This is a genomic window from Thiomicrospira aerophila AL3, assembly GCF_000227665.2.
Classification (GTDB): domain Bacteria; phylum Pseudomonadota; class Gammaproteobacteria; order Thiomicrospirales; family Thiomicrospiraceae; genus Thiomicrospira; species Thiomicrospira aerophila.
Genome location: NZ_CP007030.1, coordinates 1 through 16,060 on the forward strand (window position 1 = coordinate 1; position 16,060 = coordinate 16,060).

17 protein-coding genes and 2 tRNA genes are annotated in these 16,060 nt (G+C 46.1%); 13 read left to right on the forward strand and 6 right to left on the reverse strand.

The features are described 5' to 3' along the window. The first annotated feature begins 92 nt into the window (after positions 1 to 92). The 10 genes from dnaA (at position 93) to moaC (ending at position 10,165) form a co-directional block, all read left to right on the forward strand. Positions 93 to 1,448, forward strand: a complete 1,356-nt coding sequence (dnaA, locus tag THIAE_RS00005) for a chromosomal replication initiator protein DnaA (RefSeq protein ID WP_006460019.1) — start codon at positions 93 to 95, stop codon at positions 1,446 to 1,448. A 10-nt stretch (positions 1,449 to 1,458) separates the two neighbouring features. Then, entirely contained in the window at positions 1,459 to 2,568 is a 1,110-nt protein-coding gene (gene dnaN / locus THIAE_RS00010) for a DNA polymerase III subunit beta (RefSeq protein WP_006460018.1), read from the forward strand. Positions 2,569 to 2,685: 117 nt separating this feature from the next. After that, on the forward strand, positions 2,686 to 2,991 hold the full coding sequence (locus THIAE_RS00015) for a c-type cytochrome (protein ID WP_006460017.1): 306 nt from the start codon (positions 2,686 to 2,688) through the stop codon (positions 2,989 to 2,991). A 10-nt stretch (positions 2,992 to 3,001) separates the two neighbouring features. Further along, positions 3,002 to 4,294 (forward strand): NAD(P)/FAD-dependent oxidoreductase, encoded by a 1,293-nt coding sequence (locus tag THIAE_RS00020; protein WP_006460016.1) that lies wholly within the window; start codon positions 3,002 to 3,004, stop codon positions 4,292 to 4,294. Positions 4,295 to 4,430: 136 nt separating this feature from the next. Beyond that, positions 4,431 to 6,293 (forward strand): glutamine--fructose-6-phosphate transaminase (isomerizing), encoded by a 1,863-nt coding sequence (glmS, locus tag THIAE_RS00025; RefSeq protein ID WP_006460015.1) that lies wholly within the window; start codon positions 4,431 to 4,433, stop codon positions 6,291 to 6,293. A 179-nt stretch (positions 6,294 to 6,472) separates the two neighbouring features. Further along, entirely contained in the window at positions 6,473 to 7,477 is a 1,005-nt protein-coding gene (gene moaA, locus THIAE_RS00030) for a GTP 3',8-cyclase MoaA (protein WP_006460014.1), read from the forward strand. Positions 7,478 to 7,604: 127 nt separating this feature from the next. Then, positions 7,605 to 7,853 (forward strand): molybdopterin converting factor subunit 1, encoded by a 249-nt coding sequence (gene moaD / locus THIAE_RS00035; RefSeq protein ID WP_006460013.1) that lies wholly within the window; start codon positions 7,605 to 7,607, stop codon positions 7,851 to 7,853. A 3-nt stretch (positions 7,854 to 7,856) separates the two neighbouring features. Beyond that, positions 7,857 to 8,327, forward strand: a complete 471-nt coding sequence (moaE, locus tag THIAE_RS00040; RefSeq protein WP_006460012.1) for a molybdopterin synthase catalytic subunit MoaE — start codon at positions 7,857 to 7,859, stop codon at positions 8,325 to 8,327. A 103-nt stretch (positions 8,328 to 8,430) separates the two neighbouring features. Continuing rightward, positions 8,431 to 9,675, forward strand: a complete 1,245-nt coding sequence (locus tag THIAE_RS00045; RefSeq protein ID WP_006460011.1) for a molybdopterin molybdotransferase MoeA — start codon at positions 8,431 to 8,433, stop codon at positions 9,673 to 9,675. Positions 9,676 to 9,691: 16 nt separating this feature from the next. Next, positions 9,692 to 10,165: a cyclic pyranopterin monophosphate synthase MoaC gene (gene moaC / locus THIAE_RS00050; RefSeq protein WP_006460010.1), complete on the forward strand. Its 474-nt coding sequence runs from the start codon at positions 9,692 to 9,694 to the stop codon at positions 10,163 to 10,165. Positions 10,166 to 10,199: 34 nt separating this feature from the next. Here moaC and THIAE_RS00055 read toward each other — a convergent pair whose 3' ends face one another. The 4 genes from THIAE_RS00055 to luxS are packed head-to-tail and all read right to left on the reverse strand — an operon-like array spanning position 10,200 to position 12,847. Then, positions 10,200 to 10,388, reverse strand: coding sequence for a YgaP family membrane protein (locus tag THIAE_RS00055; protein WP_006460009.1), 189 nt, complete (start codon positions 10,386 to 10,388; stop codon positions 10,200 to 10,202). Between the two features lie 33 nt (positions 10,389 to 10,421). After that, a complete protein-coding gene (gene purT / locus THIAE_RS00060; protein WP_006460008.1) occupies positions 10,422 to 11,603 on the reverse strand; it encodes a formate-dependent phosphoribosylglycinamide formyltransferase in 1,182 nt (393 codons plus the stop codon). A gap of 3 nt (positions 11,604 to 11,606) precedes the next feature. Continuing rightward, a complete protein-coding gene (gene mtnN, locus THIAE_RS00065) occupies positions 11,607 to 12,329 on the reverse strand; it encodes a 5'-methylthioadenosine/S-adenosylhomocysteine nucleosidase (protein WP_006460007.1) in 723 nt (240 codons plus the stop codon). Continuing rightward, entirely contained in the window at positions 12,326 to 12,847 is a 522-nt protein-coding gene (gene luxS / locus THIAE_RS00070; RefSeq protein WP_006460006.1) for an S-ribosylhomocysteine lyase, read from the reverse strand. Before luxS ends, mtnN begins: the two co-directional genes overlap by 4 nt. Positions 12,848 to 12,969: 122 nt before the next feature. Here luxS and THIAE_RS10835 point away from each other — a divergent pair, with 122 nt between their 5' ends. After that, positions 12,970 to 13,125: a hypothetical protein gene (locus THIAE_RS10835; RefSeq protein WP_006460005.1), complete on the forward strand. Its 156-nt coding sequence runs from the start codon at positions 12,970 to 12,972 to the stop codon at positions 13,123 to 13,125. 61 nt (positions 13,126 to 13,186) lie between these two features. On the opposite strand, the gene THIAE_RS00075 is transcribed toward THIAE_RS10835, so the two are convergent. Then, a tRNA-Leu gene (locus tag THIAE_RS00075) sits at positions 13,187 to 13,267 on the reverse strand. A gap of 45 nt (positions 13,268 to 13,312) precedes the next feature. Then, positions 13,313 to 13,388, reverse strand: a tRNA-Phe gene (locus tag THIAE_RS00080). 121 nt (positions 13,389 to 13,509) lie between these two features. On the opposite strand from THIAE_RS00080, the gene THIAE_RS10450 reads away from it, so the two are divergent. Further along, positions 13,510 to 14,751: an HD-GYP domain-containing protein gene (locus tag THIAE_RS10450; RefSeq protein WP_025299234.1), complete on the forward strand. Its 1,242-nt coding sequence runs from the start codon at positions 13,510 to 13,512 to the stop codon at positions 14,749 to 14,751. Between the two features lie 179 nt (positions 14,752 to 14,930). Beyond that, positions 14,931 to 16,058 carry an FIST signal transduction protein gene (locus THIAE_RS00090; protein WP_006460003.1) on the forward strand — a complete coding sequence of 376 codons (1,128 nt, stop codon included), beginning with the start codon at positions 14,931 to 14,933 and terminating at the stop codon, positions 16,056 to 16,058. Positions 16,059 to 16,060: the final 2 nt, after the last annotated feature.

Sequence of the window (16,060 nt, forward strand, 5' to 3'; positions counted from 1 at the left end):
CTGTTTTTTAAAGTTATTCACAGGTACAATTAACCTCATAGCGCAATTATCCCCTAAATCGGTCAATGAACACAATAAAAGGAGCCGATGATTTGAGTCACGTCTGGACACAAAGTTTAAAATTTTTAGAGCAAGACCTTAATGAGCAACAGTTTCATAGCTGGATTCGTCCCCTAAAAGTCATTGAAGATGATAGTGTAATCCGTCTGTTAGCGCCTACCCCGTTTATTTTAGATTGGGTTAATCGCAAGCTCATGCCCAATATTCAACGTGCGGTTGCGCAGGTCGCCCCGCAAGATACGCCGCAAGTTAAGCTAGAAATCGGTGATTATGATTTTGATGAGCCGGTTATTCAAACCATGCCTGCCCCGGTCGTTCCTGCTCAACCTGTGGCCCAGCCAAGTGTTGATGCAAATAAAAAAACCATCAAACACAAACTTAACGTCAATTATATTTTCGATAACTTTGTTGAAGGTAAGGCGAACCAGCTTGCAGCGGCCGCGGCGCGTCAAGTCGCTGAAAACCCAGGCGGCAGCTATAACCCGTTTTTTATTTATGGTGGAGTCGGTTTAGGTAAGACCCACTTAATGCATGCAATCGGAAATGCCTTGTTGGAAAAAAATCCCAATGCGCGCGTAGCCTATTTGCACTCAGAAAGTTTTGTTGCCGATATGGTTAATGCGTTGCGTCACAACAAAATTGAAGAGTTTAAACGGTTTTATCGCTCTTTAGATGCGTTGTTAATTGACGATATTCAGTTTTTTGCTAACAAAGAACAATCGCAAGAAGAGTTTTTTCATACTTTTAATACCCTGTTAGAAGGTAATAAGCAGGTGATACTCACATCGGATCGTTTTCCCAAAGAGGTGGACGGGCTTGAGGATCGACTTAAATCGCGCTTTGGTTGGGGCTTGACGATTGCGGTGGAGCCGCCGGAATTTGAAATGCGGGTGGCGATTTTAATGAAAAAAGCCGCGCAAGCGAACTATGCACTGCCCGAAGATGTGGCGTTTTTTGTTGCTAAACGCCTGCGCGGTAACGTTCGTGAACTCGAAGGCGCGTTAAAGCGGATTGTGGCCTATGCACAGTTTACCCAGCAAACTATCACGGTTGAACTGGTTAAAGAAGCCTTAAAAGATTTGTTGGCATTGCAACAAAAAATGATTACCTTAGACAATATCCAGAAAACAGTGGCTGACTATTACAAGTTACGTGTCGCTGACCTATTGTCAAAGCGCCGTTCACGTAATGTCGCGCGGCCTAGACAAGTGGCGATGAGCTTGGCAAAAGAGCTGACGCATCATAGTTTGCCAGAAATTGGCGATGCGTTTGGGGGGCGAGATCACACCACGGTATTGCATGCCGTTCGCACCATTAAAAGTATGCGTGAAACCGATCATGTGATCGACGAAGATTTTAGCAAATTGGTCAGAATTATAACTTCTTGAGGCGATATCGATGAAACTAACCCTAAATCGCGAACATTTTTTAAAAGGCTTACAAATTGTTGCAGGCGTAGTGGAAAAGCGTCAAACCATGCCGATATTGGGTAACTTTTTGCTGCAAATTAATGGCCATCATCTGACGCTTACCGGTTCTGATTTGGAAATTGAAAGCCGCGCACAAGTAACGATAGACGAGATTGAAGGCGAGGCGTTTGATATCACCTTACCGGCACAAAAATTGTTAACGATTGTGCGCTCCTTACCAGAGGGTATTAGCGTTAGTCTTGATTTTGAAGCGCAGCGTTGTACCTTAACAGCGGGTCGCTCAGCCTTTAAGTTATCGACCTTGCCAGCGGCTGACTATCCTCATTTAGATTTGTCACGCGTAGAAGTCGCCCTGCAAATGAGCCAAGCGCAACTCAAGCAAATGTTGGCACAAACCAGCTTTGCTATGGCCTCACAAGATGTCCGTTTTTATTTAAACGGGATGTTGTTTGATGTCAGCCCGCAGGCATTGCGTTTGGTCGCGACGGACGGGCATCGTTTATCGACTGCGGCACTTGAGGCTGATTTTGCTAGTTTAACGCCTATGCAGGTGATTGTGCCACGTAAAGGAATCGTTGAGTTAGCCAAGTTGTTGCAGGCCTCAGACGAGCTGGTTGAATTGGCGTTTGCAAAAAATTATTTAACGGTTAAGTTGGCCGATACGGTGTTTACCTGTAAATTGATTGAAGGCCGTTATCCTGATTTTCGTCGCGTTATTCCCACTCAAAATGAAGTGCAAGTCATTACTGATCGCGAGCTAATGCGTGCAATCTTACAGCGTGCGGCGATCTTATCAAACGAGCGTTTTAAAGGTGTGCGGATGGTGATAGAGAATAACCTACTGACTGTCCATGCGCAAAACACCGAGCAAGATGAATCTAATGAGGATATGGCGATAGATTATCTTGGCGATAAAATTGAAATTGGGTTTAATGTAAGTTATTTATTAGACGTGATTCAAGCTGTTAAAGATGAGCAAATTGTATTGCGCTTGAAAGACAGCAGCAGTTCTTGTTTAATTGCAACTGATGAGGGTTTAATAGCTACTCAGCATGTTGTTATGCCGATGCGTCTGTAAGATGGTATGTTCGCTATAAGCCAAGCTTATCACCTTGGCTATAAATACTAATTGGCTTCGCTAGATGGTTATAGGTATATTCATTTGGCAAGCCTTATTTAATAAAGAGGAATAAAAATGAATAAAAAGCTCCTACCTCTAGCCGGAATCGTAATGGGTCTATCTTTTATGACCAGTGCGCATTCAGTAGAACGCGGTGAACTCTTGGCCAACAGTTGTTTTTCTTGTCATGGTTATGATGGCAGACTCGATAATGCCGAAATTATTCCGCTCGCAAACTACCCCGCCTCACTTATTATTAGTCAAATGAAAGCCTATCGTGACGGCACTCGCCAAGGTACGATTATGAACCGTCACGCCCGTGGTTACACGGATGAAGAAATTGAGTTGATGGCAAATTTCATTGGCTTACAAGGACAATAAGGAGCAATTTATGAAAAAAGTTACGTTATCACGTCGTCAAGCCATTCAACTTGCTGCGGCCGGTGTGGCCGTTCCTACTGCGTTTGCTTTATCTGGTTGTGAAACCACTGGTCGTAAAGGGGCCGGTCATGTTGTCGTGATCGGGGGTGGTTTTGGTGGTGCTGCTACCGCTAAGTACCTAAAGCGTTACAATCCTGAATTGAATGTTACGTTGATTGAACCTAATACAACCTATGTGACTTGCCCTGGCTCTAACTGGGTATTGGCTGGTTTTACAGAAATGAATGAAATTACCCATAACTACGATGCGGCGAAGAAAAATGGTATCAATGTCGTGCATGAAATGGTTGCGAATGTTGACCCAGCCAAGCAGACCGTGACTCTTGCTGGCGGCAAAACCATGAGTTATGACCGCTTAGTTATGTCACCGGGTATTGATTTCAAATGGGATGTTCATGCTGGGATTTCTCAAGCAGCTGAAACAGCGATGCCTCATGCTTATAAAGCCGGCCCTCAAACCTTGTTACTACGAGACCAGCTTCGTGCGATGCCTGATGGCGGCACCTTTGTGATGATTGCGCCACCTAATCCTTTCCGTTGCCCGCCAGGACCTTACGAGCGTGCGGCGATGATTGCACATTATTTTAAAAACAACAAACCTAAATCTAAACTTTTGATTCTTGACCAGAAGAATGCCTTCTCTAAACAAGGCCTGTTCCAACAAGGTTGGGAGCTTAACTATGGTCAAATGATTGAGTGGGTATCGCTTGATGATGGTGGTCGTATCAATAGTATTGATGTCGCCAATAAAACGATAGACGCATCTTACGGCAAAGTAAAAGCCGATGTGGTCAACTACATTCCACCACAAAAAGCAGGCAAACTAGCACATGCAACGGGTTTGACGAATGAATCTGGCTTCTGCCCAGTTAATCAGATTACGTTTGAGTCAACGATTCATAAAAATATTCACGTGATTGGCGATGCCTGTATTGCAGGTCCAATGCCGAAATCAGGGCATTCAGCGACCAGCCAAGCAAAAGCAACCGCTGCTAACATCGTGCTAGCGATGAAGGGTGAAGAGCCAATTTGGGCGAAAAACGTCAATACCTGTTATTCATTGGTTACGCCTGATTATGCGATTTCAGTTGCAGCTATCTATGACATCGTTGATGGCAAAATTACTGATGTGCCAGGTGCAGGTGGTGTTTCACCTATGGATGGTGATGCAGCATTCCGTCGTACTGAAGCGAACTATACACGTGGCTGGTACCGCAGTATCACTGACGAGGTATGGGGTTAATTCTGACGCTCTCCACGTTAGGGCTCTTAAACCGCAGTTAAGCTGCGGTTTTTTTTTGCCCATTCTCCGGTGTGCTTGGCTTGGGGCTGAGCAAGCATGATAAAATACTAAAAATTTTGCTAAGGAAGAGTGCGTTATGTGTGGAATTGTAGGCGGTGTCGCTGAGCGTAATTTAGTGCCTATATTGCTGGCAGGCTTAAAGCGACTTGAATACCGTGGTTATGACTCGTCAGGTTTGGCCGTCATAGATGAAGAAGGTGAACTGGTACGTTTTCGGGCTGAGGGCAAAATTAAAGCGCTTGAGCAAACCATTGCTGCGCAGTGCGCCACACTCTATGGTCAAACCGGCATTGCTCATACACGTTGGGCAACCCATGGCCGCCCTGCCGAACGCAATGCGCATCCTCACACCAGCCACGACCTTATTTCCGTGGTGCACAACGGTATTATTGAAAACTACCAACCCTTAAAGTCAAACCTGATGACGCAGGGCATTGCGTTTGCATCCGAAACTGACAGTGAAGTTATAGCCCACAGCGTTTGTTTGGCTTACCAAGCGACTAAGGATTTAAAAGAGGCTGTCGTAACTAGCGTGGCGCAATTTCAGGGCGCCTATGCGTTAGGTATTGTGGCCAAGGATCAGCCAGGGCGGTTAATTGCCACGCGCAAAGGTAGCCCTCTAGTGATAGGTATCGGTATTGGCGAACACTTTATTGCCTCTGATGTCACGGCCCTATTACCGGTCACACAAAACTTTATCTTTTTGCAAGAAGGCGATTTAGCCGATATCTACCGGGATCAGGTCACTATCTATAATAAGGCCGGCGAGCCGGTAGAGCGCCCAGTGGTGCAGTCTAGCTTAAACCCGGCTGCGGTCGAGCTAGGCAACCATCGTCACTTTATGCACAAGGAAATTTTTGACCAACCACAAGCGGTCATAGATACGCTTCAAGGACGTATTACTGATAAAGAAGTGATTACTGAGGCCTTTGGTTTCCAAGCCGCTGAGCTGTTTGATCAGATTAAGCAGGTGCAAATTGTGGCCTGTGGTACCAGTTATCACGCTGGATTAGTGGCAAAATATTGGTTAGAAGACATTATTCGTTTGCCCTGTCAAGTCGAGGTCGCGAGTGAATACCGTTATCGTAATCCCGTGTTACAAGATCATACCTTGGTGGTGAGTTTGTCCCAGTCCGGTGAAACAGCCGATACCCTCGCCGCATTACAATTAATTAAACAGCGCGCGCAGCAACTTGATTTTAAGCATATTGCCAGCCTGTGTATTTGTAATGTCGCGGAATCGAGTTTAACCCGTGAATCAGATATGACGTTTTTAACCCATGCCGGGCCAGAAATTGGAGTTGCGAGTACCAAAGCCTTTACGACACAACTGGTTGCTCTTGCTTTATTAATGATGGTTTTAGGTAAACGTCATAAAACCTTGAGCGTAAAACGCGAAGCGGCCATCGTCGCTGGATTAAAAAAACTACCTGGATTGATTCAAAACGCGCTGACCCATGAAGCGGCTATTCAACAACTGGCCAATAGTTTCGCTGACAAGCATAATGCGCTGTTTTTGGGGCGGGGTACCATGTATCCGATCGCGCTAGAAGGTGCTTTAAAGCTTAAAGAGATTAGTTATATTCATGCAGAAGCCTATCCTGCTGGCGAGCTAAAACATGGCCCGCTTGCGTTGGTGGATGAAATGATTCCAGTGGTCGCTATTGCACCGCATGATGACCTACTCGAAAAACTTAAATCGAATTTACAAGAGGTGAATGCGCGCGGGGGTCAAATGATTGTGTTTGAAGATGAAGCCTCCAACATTCAATCAGACGGCTCATTTAAAGTGCTTAAAACCACCAGCAATGTTGGCCGGATTACCGCACCGATTACCTTCAATATTCCGCTGCAACTTTTGGCCTATCATGTGGCCTTAATTCGCGGCACCGATGTCGATCAACCGCGTAACCTTGCAAAATCAGTGACGGTTGAATAATTTGTCGAGTCACTTTACGGCAAACAATGTGAATTTCCAGCTGTTAGCCTAAATTAACCCGCATCAAGCCTTGAGTTTGCTGCGGGTTTTTATTATATTACGCGTTATAGCCAAGCGTGCACAACGCTAATAAGTTGTCCGATGAGAGAGCCATCGCCCCATCTGACATAGGAGCCAAGATGACTGAGTCAAACGCGTTAATCGACCCCTTTCAGCGCAAGATTGAATACTTGCGAGTATCGGTGACCGACCGCTGTAACTATCGTTGTGGGTACTGTATGCCCGAACAAGGCGTACACCCAGAGGGCAAGCATACCGAGTATTTGTCATTTGAAGAATTGACCCGAATTATTGCCGCCTTTACCCGCTTAGGGGTTAAAAAAATTCGCTTAACCGGCGGAGAGCCGTTGGTACGAAAGGGTCTAGCCGATTTTGCCCATGACTTAAAACAATTACCAGGCCTGGTTGACCTCGCCTTGTCCACCAATGCCCATTTTTTAGACAAGCATGCCGCTGAGTTAGCCCCGTCGATTGATCGGGTTAATATTTCAATGGACTCATTGGATGCGAATAAATTCCACCACATTACTCGTGGCGGTGATTTAGCCAAGGTGATGACTGGTATTGATGCCGCCCTCGCCCATGATATTCGCCCAGTTAAGATTAATATGGTGGTGATGAAAGGCACTAATGATGATGAAATCGAGACGATGGTCGATTTTGGGATTCAAAAAGGCGTTGAAGTGCGCTTTATCGAAACCATGCCGATTGGCCCGGCCGGTGTCTCAATGATGGACCAACACTATGCGGCGGAAGCGATTTTAAAACGGGTCAAAGACCATGTGGGTACGGACCTGATTCCAAGCCAAAGCCGTTCGCATGATGGCCCGGCGCGCAATTTTAAGATTGCGGGCACCGACGCTAAAATTGGCGTTATTTCAGCGGTGTCTGATCATTTTTGTGCCAGTTGTAACCGCGTGCGCTTAACTGCCCGTGGCTTTTTAGCCTTATGTTTAGGACAGGAAGATGGCATGGATTTGCGCTCACCGCTGCGTGATGGTGCCACGGATGAAGAGCTAGAAGCACTGATTGTTAAAGCGATTACCATGAAACCAGAACGGCATTTTTTCCGCGAAAATGTCCACAATATCGAATTTAGACAAATGGTGTCACTGGGCGGTTAATGGTTATAAAGCGCGTAACCTTTGTGCTCCAGCGACGCCTCTTTTGCAACGCAAAAGCCGAAGGAGTCGGGCACAAGGTGAGAGCGCTTGGAAAAGCGCGTGATGAATTTGAAAAGAGGAAAAAACCATGGTCAATATTTTATATTTTGCGAGTTTTCGCGAAAAGTTTGGACAAGCCCAAGAACAATTGCCTGCCCAGTTTAATACTGTCGGCGAACTACTGGCCAAGTTGGCGCAACGCGGTGATGAGTGGCGTGAAATCCTCATTGAGCAAGGTCATGTACAAATTGCCGTAAATCAAGATATGGCCAATGCCGACACACCGCTGAAAGCTGGTGATGAAGTGGCTTTGTTTCCACCGGTGACAGGGGGTTAAGCCTTGTCTAATCCTTTTGTCAGAGTGCAAGAAGCCGATTTTGATCTGAGCACAGAAGTGAATTGGCTGCGTGAACAACATGCCGATGTCGGTGCGGTGGTGAGTTTTATTGGTACCGTGCGCGATATCAACCAAGGTGATGAAGTCAATCAGCTAGAGCTTGAGCATTATCCCGGCATGACTGAAAAAGCGCTTGAAGCGATTCGCCAACAAGCCCATCAGCGTTGGCAGTTAGAGTCCAGTTTGATTATTCATCGTATTGGTAAAATGCAACCGAAGGATCAAATTGTACTGGTAGCGGTGGCCAGTCGTCATCGTGAAAATGCCTTTCATGCAGCGCATTTTATTATGGATTATTTAAAAACCAATGCGCCCTTCTGGAAAAAGGAATGGACACCGGAGGGGGAGCGTTGGGTGGATGCACGCCTAAGTGATGAACAGGCGATGCAACGCTGGTTATCGAACAAGCATTAATTTTAAAACGATTTTCTTAACTACTGCGTTATCTGTCTTTTCCCCGCTTGCGGGGAATTTTTTTGGTAACAAACTTGGTAACTAACCACAGGAACAAAGCGGCATGCATAGTGTAGAACAGGCATTAAGCCATTTATTGGCTCAAGCCCAACCACAAACCGAAACTGAAACCCGTAGTCTAGTGGCCGCATTAGGATGTATTTTGGCTGAAACCATCGTTTCGCCTGTTAATGTCCCGCCGCATGATAACGCCATGATGGACGGCTATGCCGTGTATGTTGACGAAGCCAGCAACAGTACGAGCGACAGTGAGCGCGACTTCACGCAGCAGGCCTGGTCAATTAGCCAACGCATACCGGCGGGCACCGATCCTCAACCTCTTGCGCCCAATACAGTAGCACGAATTTTTACTGGCGCGCCGATTCCGGCGGGTGCGAATGCGGTGGTGATGCAGGAAGCGGCTGAAGTGATAGACACCGAGCAAGATGACTTGCCACAAGTGCGCTTTACTCAAGCGGTTCAACCTGGTCAGTTTATTCGTCAAACAGGTGAAGATATTGCTCAAGGCGATGTGATTTTAACTGCCGGTACTCGTTTAACGCCACAAGCCCTCGCGTTGGCCGCTTCAGTGGGTCGTGCGCAAGTCGCGGTGTATCAGCCATTAAGAGTGGCCACCTTTACCACCGGTGATGAGTTGTTAGCACCCGGCACGCCGCCTCAGCCCGGCAAAATTTACAATGCTAACCATACCACTATTGTGTCCTTGCTCACACAGCATGGATTTGAGGTGGTCGATTTAGGTCAGGTTGAAGATAGCCTAGTCGCGACACAAGTTGCATTGCAACAGGCGGCTGAGCAAGCCGATGTGATTATGACCACCGGTGGCGTATCCGTGGGTGAGGAAGACCATATCAAAGCAGCGGTGCAAAGTTTAGGTGAGTTGGATTTATGGCGCGTGCAAATGAAACCGGGTAAACCGCTGGCCTATGGCCGCGTGGGCAAAACGCCTTTTATTGGCTTGCCCGGTAACCCGGTATCCGCCTTTGCCACCTTTTGTTTGTTTGCCCGCCCTTACCTATTAAAGATGCAAGGTCAGCAGACGGCTGCACTGCAAAAAATTTGGGTGCAAGCAGACTTTAACTGGCTAAAACCTGATGCGCGTCGTGAGTATGTGCGGGTGCAATTACACACCAGCGGGCAAGGTAGTTGGCTTAAGCTGTTTCCTAAACAAGGTTCAGGTGTGCTGACCTCAACTGTTTGGGCAGATGGTTTAGCGATAATCCCTGAAAACCAACAGATTCATCTCGGCGACTGGGTTGAATATTTGCCCTTTAACCAATTTAATTAAGCATAATCGAGAAAAAATGAGCGAATTAACCCATTTAGATGAACATGGCCAAGCCCGCATGGTAGATGTGAGTGATAAGTCGCTGACCGAGCGTATTGCACGAGCGCAAGCCCGTATTGTGATGCAACCAGAAACCTTGGCGATGATTGTTGAAGGCAAGCATAAAAAGGGCGATGTCCTCGCTACCGCCCGGATTGCAGGCATTATGGCGGCCAAGCGTACGCCGGATCTGATTCCGATGTGCCATCCATTACTACTGACGTCCGTGAAAGTTGAATTAACGCCCAATCTTCAGGATAGTGCCATTGATATTATTGCAACCTGTAAACTGGTGGGTCAAACGGGCGTTGAAATGGAAGCCTTAACGGCCGCCAGCGTCGCCGCTCTTACACTTTATGATATGTGTAAAGCCGTCGATAAAGGCATGGTGATTGATCAGTTACAGTTACTTGAGAAAATCGGTGGTAAAAGCGGGCATTGGCAGCGCTAGGGCTGCCGTTGCGTTTAATCGGTCAGCGTCTGAGCTACTTGGTTTTACAGCTGTTAATACCAAAGGGTAAATACGCTGGACAAAAACGGAAAATACCGGTTAAGAGCGGCACAATACCAATATAACCCAACATACCGATCACACCGGTTGCGGCCAAGACAATCAGCAATGCGCCGCCAATAATGCGAACCATCCGATCGAGTGTACCAACATTTACAGGCATAGTAACCTCCTTTAAACAGGGTTTAAATAATCGTTAAAAACGGACGTTAACCTGCTTTACCACCGCGTTTGCTTTTGCAATCGCGTCTTCAATCGTCTCAGCGCGCGCAAGCGCGACGCCCATGCGTCGGCGGCCAGCGATCTCAGGTTTACCAAATAAACGTAACTGGGTATCCGGTGCGGCCAAAGCCGCATCCAGCCCACCAAAAGCGGTTTGTGTTGAATGTCCGGTGGGTAATATCACGCTTGACGCTGATGGCCCATGCTGGGTGATATTAGGAATGGGCAAGCCCAAAATAGCCCGCACATGCAACGCAAACTCAGACAAGTCTTGTGAAATAAGGGTCACCAAGCCGGTATCATGCGGACGGGGTGAGACTTCACTAAAGATCACCTCATCCCCTTTAACAAATAATTCAACACCAAACAAACCACGGCCACCTAGTGCCGCAGTGACTGCTTCGGCCATCTGTTGGGCATCCGCTAAGGCTTTTGCAGTCATGGGGTGAGGTTGCCAAGACTGACGATAATCACCGTCCACCTGAATATGGCCAATCGGCTGACAAAACGCCGTGCCATCACGGTGGCGAATCGTTAACAGGGTAATTTCATAATCAAAATCAACAAACCCTTCAACAATCACCTTACCCTGCCCAGCGCGTCCACCCTCCTGAGCATATTGCCAGGCCTGCTGAATATCCGCCGCCGTTTTAACTACACTCTGCCCTTTGCCAGACGAGCTCATAATGGGTTTGACAACACAAGGCATACCGATGTCTGCAATCGCCTGCTCAAATTCGGCCAGGGTTTGCGCAAAAGCATAGGGCGAAGTGCGCAAACCGAGCGTTTCAGCAGCTAACCGGCGAATGCCTTCACGGTTCATAGTCAGCTGGGTCGCTTTCGCGGTGGGAATCACCTGAAAGCCTTCTGCTTCCAGTTCAGCTAAGGTGTCGGTCGCAATGGCTTCAATTTCAGGCACAATGTAGTGAGGTTGTTCTTGTTCGATGACTTGGCGTAATGCCGCACCATCGAGCATATTAATAACATGGCTGCGATCAGCGACTTGCATTGCCGGCGCATTGGCATAGCGATCCACGGCAATCACCTCAACGCCAAGGCGTTGTAATTCAATTACCACTTCTTTGCCGAGTTCACCTGAGCCGCATAACATTACCCGTGTCGCGGTGGCGGAAAAAGGGGTACCTAGTGTCACCATAGCTTATCCTTTAAATTGATTAATCATCGCCACAATCACCCGAGTAGAGTGGTCGGCGGCTTGGGCTAAAAAGGCCTCGAACGCGACTACGTTTTCCTTGCCGGCAATATCCGAAAGCGCGCGGATAATTACAAACGGCATCTCAAACTGATGACAAACCTGGGCCACCGCAGCGGCTTCCATTTCGCAGGCAATCATCTCGGGAAACTTGGTGCGGGTGTTTGTAACGTCATCGAGTTGATGAACAAAACGATCGCCTGTCGCAATCAAACCATGCATATGAGTCACTTCATCCAGGCTTTCGATGGCACGTTTTGCTAAGTCAATCAGTTGATCATCCGGCAAAAAACAGGCTGGCAGGCCTGGTATTTGACCATGCGCATAGCCAAAGGGAGTGACATCCACATCGTGGTGGCACACCGAGCTACTAATAACAATATCGCCCACCTCTAAATCGGTATGAAAGCCACCGGCTGAACCGGTATTGATCACGGCACGCGGCGCAAAACGATCAATTAAAATCGCAGTACTCATCGCGGCATTCACCTTACCAATGCCCGAACGTAACAGCACGACTGGCTGCCCCGCTATCTTGCCATGATAATATTCAAAACCGGCTATTTTAGTTGTTTGGCGATCTTCGAGTTGTTCACGTAATAACACCACCTCTTCTTCCATCGCGGCAATCACCGCAATAGGCGCCAATTGGGCTAGCGCTTGACTCATACTGCGTTGCCTAATTCACGCAATTTGTCGGCAGGTAATAACAAATCTTCGTTTTTCATCACGCCAATGTTATGGTCAATAATGCCCTGAGCAATCGCTTTGGCCTCATCTAACGAATGCATGGTGCAAGTACCACATTGATAGACATTTAGCTCTGGAATATCCGCTTCGGATTTCACCGCCAACACATCGTGCATAGCAGCTAACCAGGCCTGGGCGACCCGCTGCTCATCTGGCTCACCAATAAGGCTCATATAAAAACCGGTACGACAGCCCATGGGCGACACATCAATAATTTCAACGCCATCACCGTTTAGATGCTGGCGAATAAACCCAGCAAACAAATGCTCAAGGGTGTGAATGCCTCGCTCACCTAAAATGTCCTTATTTGGACGGCAAAAACGTAAATCAAACACCGTGATGGTGTCACCTTTCGGTGAGGTCATGGTTTTGGCAACGCGCACAGCGGGTGCGGGCATAATGGTATGGTCAACGCGGAAACTATCGAGTAATGGCATAAATCTTCTCCAATAAAATTTAGATTTTAACAAATGCACCGCTTTTGGGTGATGAATCTTGGTTTGTTTACACAAATGCGTATAAACTAGCCTAAATCACAAAGGGTTATTAAGGAGAAACGATGGGATTTGAAACACTATTCTTATTGGCTGTGGGTGGCTTTTTAATTGGTTATAGTTTGTTTGATCGCGAAAAAGGCAAACTCGTGCGCGGTTTTGTGGCCTTTTTTGGCTTGGCGTTTTTATCAGGCGCGGTGGTAAGCTACTTGTATTTATAGTGAAGTGCACTTTTGGGCAGACGAAAAAAAACCCTCAATTAAGAGGGTTTTTAACATAATGTGCGAGCGGAGAGACTCGAACTCTCACACCGAGGGCGCCAGAACCTAAATCTGGTGTGTCTACCAATTCCACCACGCTCGCAATTCGGTTTGAACAAGGCTTAAAAACATCGTTCAGAATTTTGAATGGTGGCTGCACCTGGAATCGAACCAGGGACACACGGATTTTCAATCCGTTGCTCTACCAACTGAGCTATGCAGCCAAATAACAAGTTGGCGTATTATAGATAGGGGGTTTAGCCCTGTCAAATGGTATTTGAAAAAAATGTTAAAAATGATCAGATACATGCGAGACTATAAAATGTAGGTCTATTTTTTTGGTCATTGATCACTATTACGCTGATTGCGCCTATTTATTTAACAATTATTGAGGGCACCATGCCATTTTCTGAGAAGTTTCAAAAAACAGCTGTGATCAACTTTCGTATTCTGATGCTAGTAAACTTAATATTCCTCGTTTTAGCACTTTTTGCTAATTTTTGGTTAGAACGGTGGGCTTTACTTATTATTCATGCTATCACGGGGTTAGCTTTTCTAATGCTATATGGTATGAGTAATCTTAGGCCAAATTATCAAGGATATCCTAGAATTTATTTGGCGATTATGGCTGCATATTTTTATAGTTTTTTTTGGTATGGCCATATTGATACCTACGATTTGATTTGGTTGCTGTTGTTTCCACCGTTAGTTGCTTTTTTAATTGAAAAGGATCGTGAACTAATATTGTGGCAGGGCGGATTTATTTTAGGTGTATTCATCTTCTTTATCGCAGCCATGCAAGATGTTTGGGGTCTTGTTTATCCACCCATGCTAATAGGTGCAGTACTTTTTTCAAATAGCTTTATTAGTGTTCTGTCTTGGTTTAACCATCGCTACAAGGCACGATTTTATGCCGCTCAAGAGGCTTTTCAAAACGTCTTAGAGCAACGAGTAGAGCAGGCTACACAAACGATTAGAAAATTAAATGATGAACTAGAGGTTTCGCAGCGCGATGTAGTGATGCGTCTAGGTGAGATTTGTGAAGTTCGATCGAAAGAAACAGGTCAGCATGTGCAGCGTGTCTCTGAGTATAGTCGAAGGTTGGCTGAACTTATCAATCTGCCTGAGGATGAGGTCCAGCTCATTCAGGATGCTTCGCCTTTACATGACGTGGGTAAAGTTGCGATTCCTGACAATATACTTAATAAGCCAGGCCGTTATGATGAGCGTGAATATAGCATAATGAAAGAGCATGCCAACATTGGTTATAAACTATTAAATAGCTCACCACAACCATTATTACAGGCTGCAGCTATAATCGCACGAGATCATCACGAGTGGTGGAATGGTAAAGGATATCCCAACCATAAAGCACAAGAAAATATACACATTTACGGTCGAATTGTAGCGATTGCAGATGTTTTTGATGCGCTTTCCTTTGAACGTATATATAAGCCAGCTTGGTCAGACGATAAAATTCTCGCGTTGTTTAACGAGCAGTGTGGTGTCCAATTTGATCCAAGGCTTTGCCAATTGTTTTTAGACCATTACGATGAATTTATAGCCTTGCGAAAAAAGTTTTGCTAGATTGAAAGGTTTAAACTAGTCATCATTATTGGTAGATGTACTCATTTAAGCACTGTCACCGCAGCGTAATTAATAACCTAAATGGGCTGCCTTGCCATGTGATTTAAAGCAATTAATTTCTAGTGTAGCGAAATAGTTTTTGTTAGAGTGAAGCTATGCATCTTAGAGGGTAGCATGCCATGAAAATTCGATTTGATAAGCTAGGTTGCAAAGAAGTGTTTGCCCAGTTAGCTAATGAGTTATTGGCTGAAGATGATGTTCAGGGCCTGATGGTATTGGCCTGTGATGGTAACGATTGGGCCGCCGACGTACTTGACCCGATTATTCAAGCGTTTGATAAGCCTGTTTTTGGGGGGCTATTTCCGCAGATTATTCATGCACAACAAAATTATGCTAAAGGGACGTTGCTAATTGGATTGCCTAAGCGTCCAGATATTATTTGCGTGCAAGGTTTAAGTGATGCTGATGCAGACTATGATCAACAACTGGATGTCTATGCAGAACAATGGGATACAGCTCAACACGAAGCCACTCTCGTGGTATTTGTGGACGGTTTGAGCAAACGTATTTCAGCTTTAGTCCAGTCGTTATTTTTTACTTTCGGCTTAGAGCAAAACTTTATTGGTGGGGGAGCCGGTTCGCTTTCATTTCAGCAAAAACCTTGTCTTATTACGCCTGATGGCTTAGTTGCAGATGTGGCTTTGGTCGCTCGTTTGCCTCTACAAAGCGGCGTAGGTGTCGCTCATGGTTGGATGCCGATTAGTGATGGAATGAAGGTCACTGAGTCAGATCGAAACGTTATCAAAACTATTGAGTGGCGTCCTGCATTTGAGGTGTATCGTGAGTTGGTTGAAGCTAATAGTGGTCAAACCTTTAGGGATACGAATTTCTTTGATATTGCCAAAGGTTACCCGTTTGGTATTGGTAAGTTTGGCACCGAGGTGGTGGTCAGAGATCCTTTAATGACGGATGCCGAAGGCGGCATGGTGTGTGTTGGTGAAGTACCGCAAGGCTCCTTTGTTAAAATATTAAAAGGAACCCCAGAGTCGTTGTTAAGTGCGGCGAATAAGGCTAGAGAATTGGCTGAAGCCTCGATACCAGGTGAGCAAAATGGTCAGGAAATGGCTTTTTTTATTGATTGCATTTCACGGGTATTGTTTTTAGAGGAGGGTATTGCTGAAGAGTTTGCTGTAGCTGCCGCGGGACGAACCTTATTTGGTGCGTTAACTTTAGGTGAAATAGCGAACAACGGTCAGGATTATCTCGAGTTCTATAACAAAACGGCTGTACTCGGCCTACTGAGGTAAGC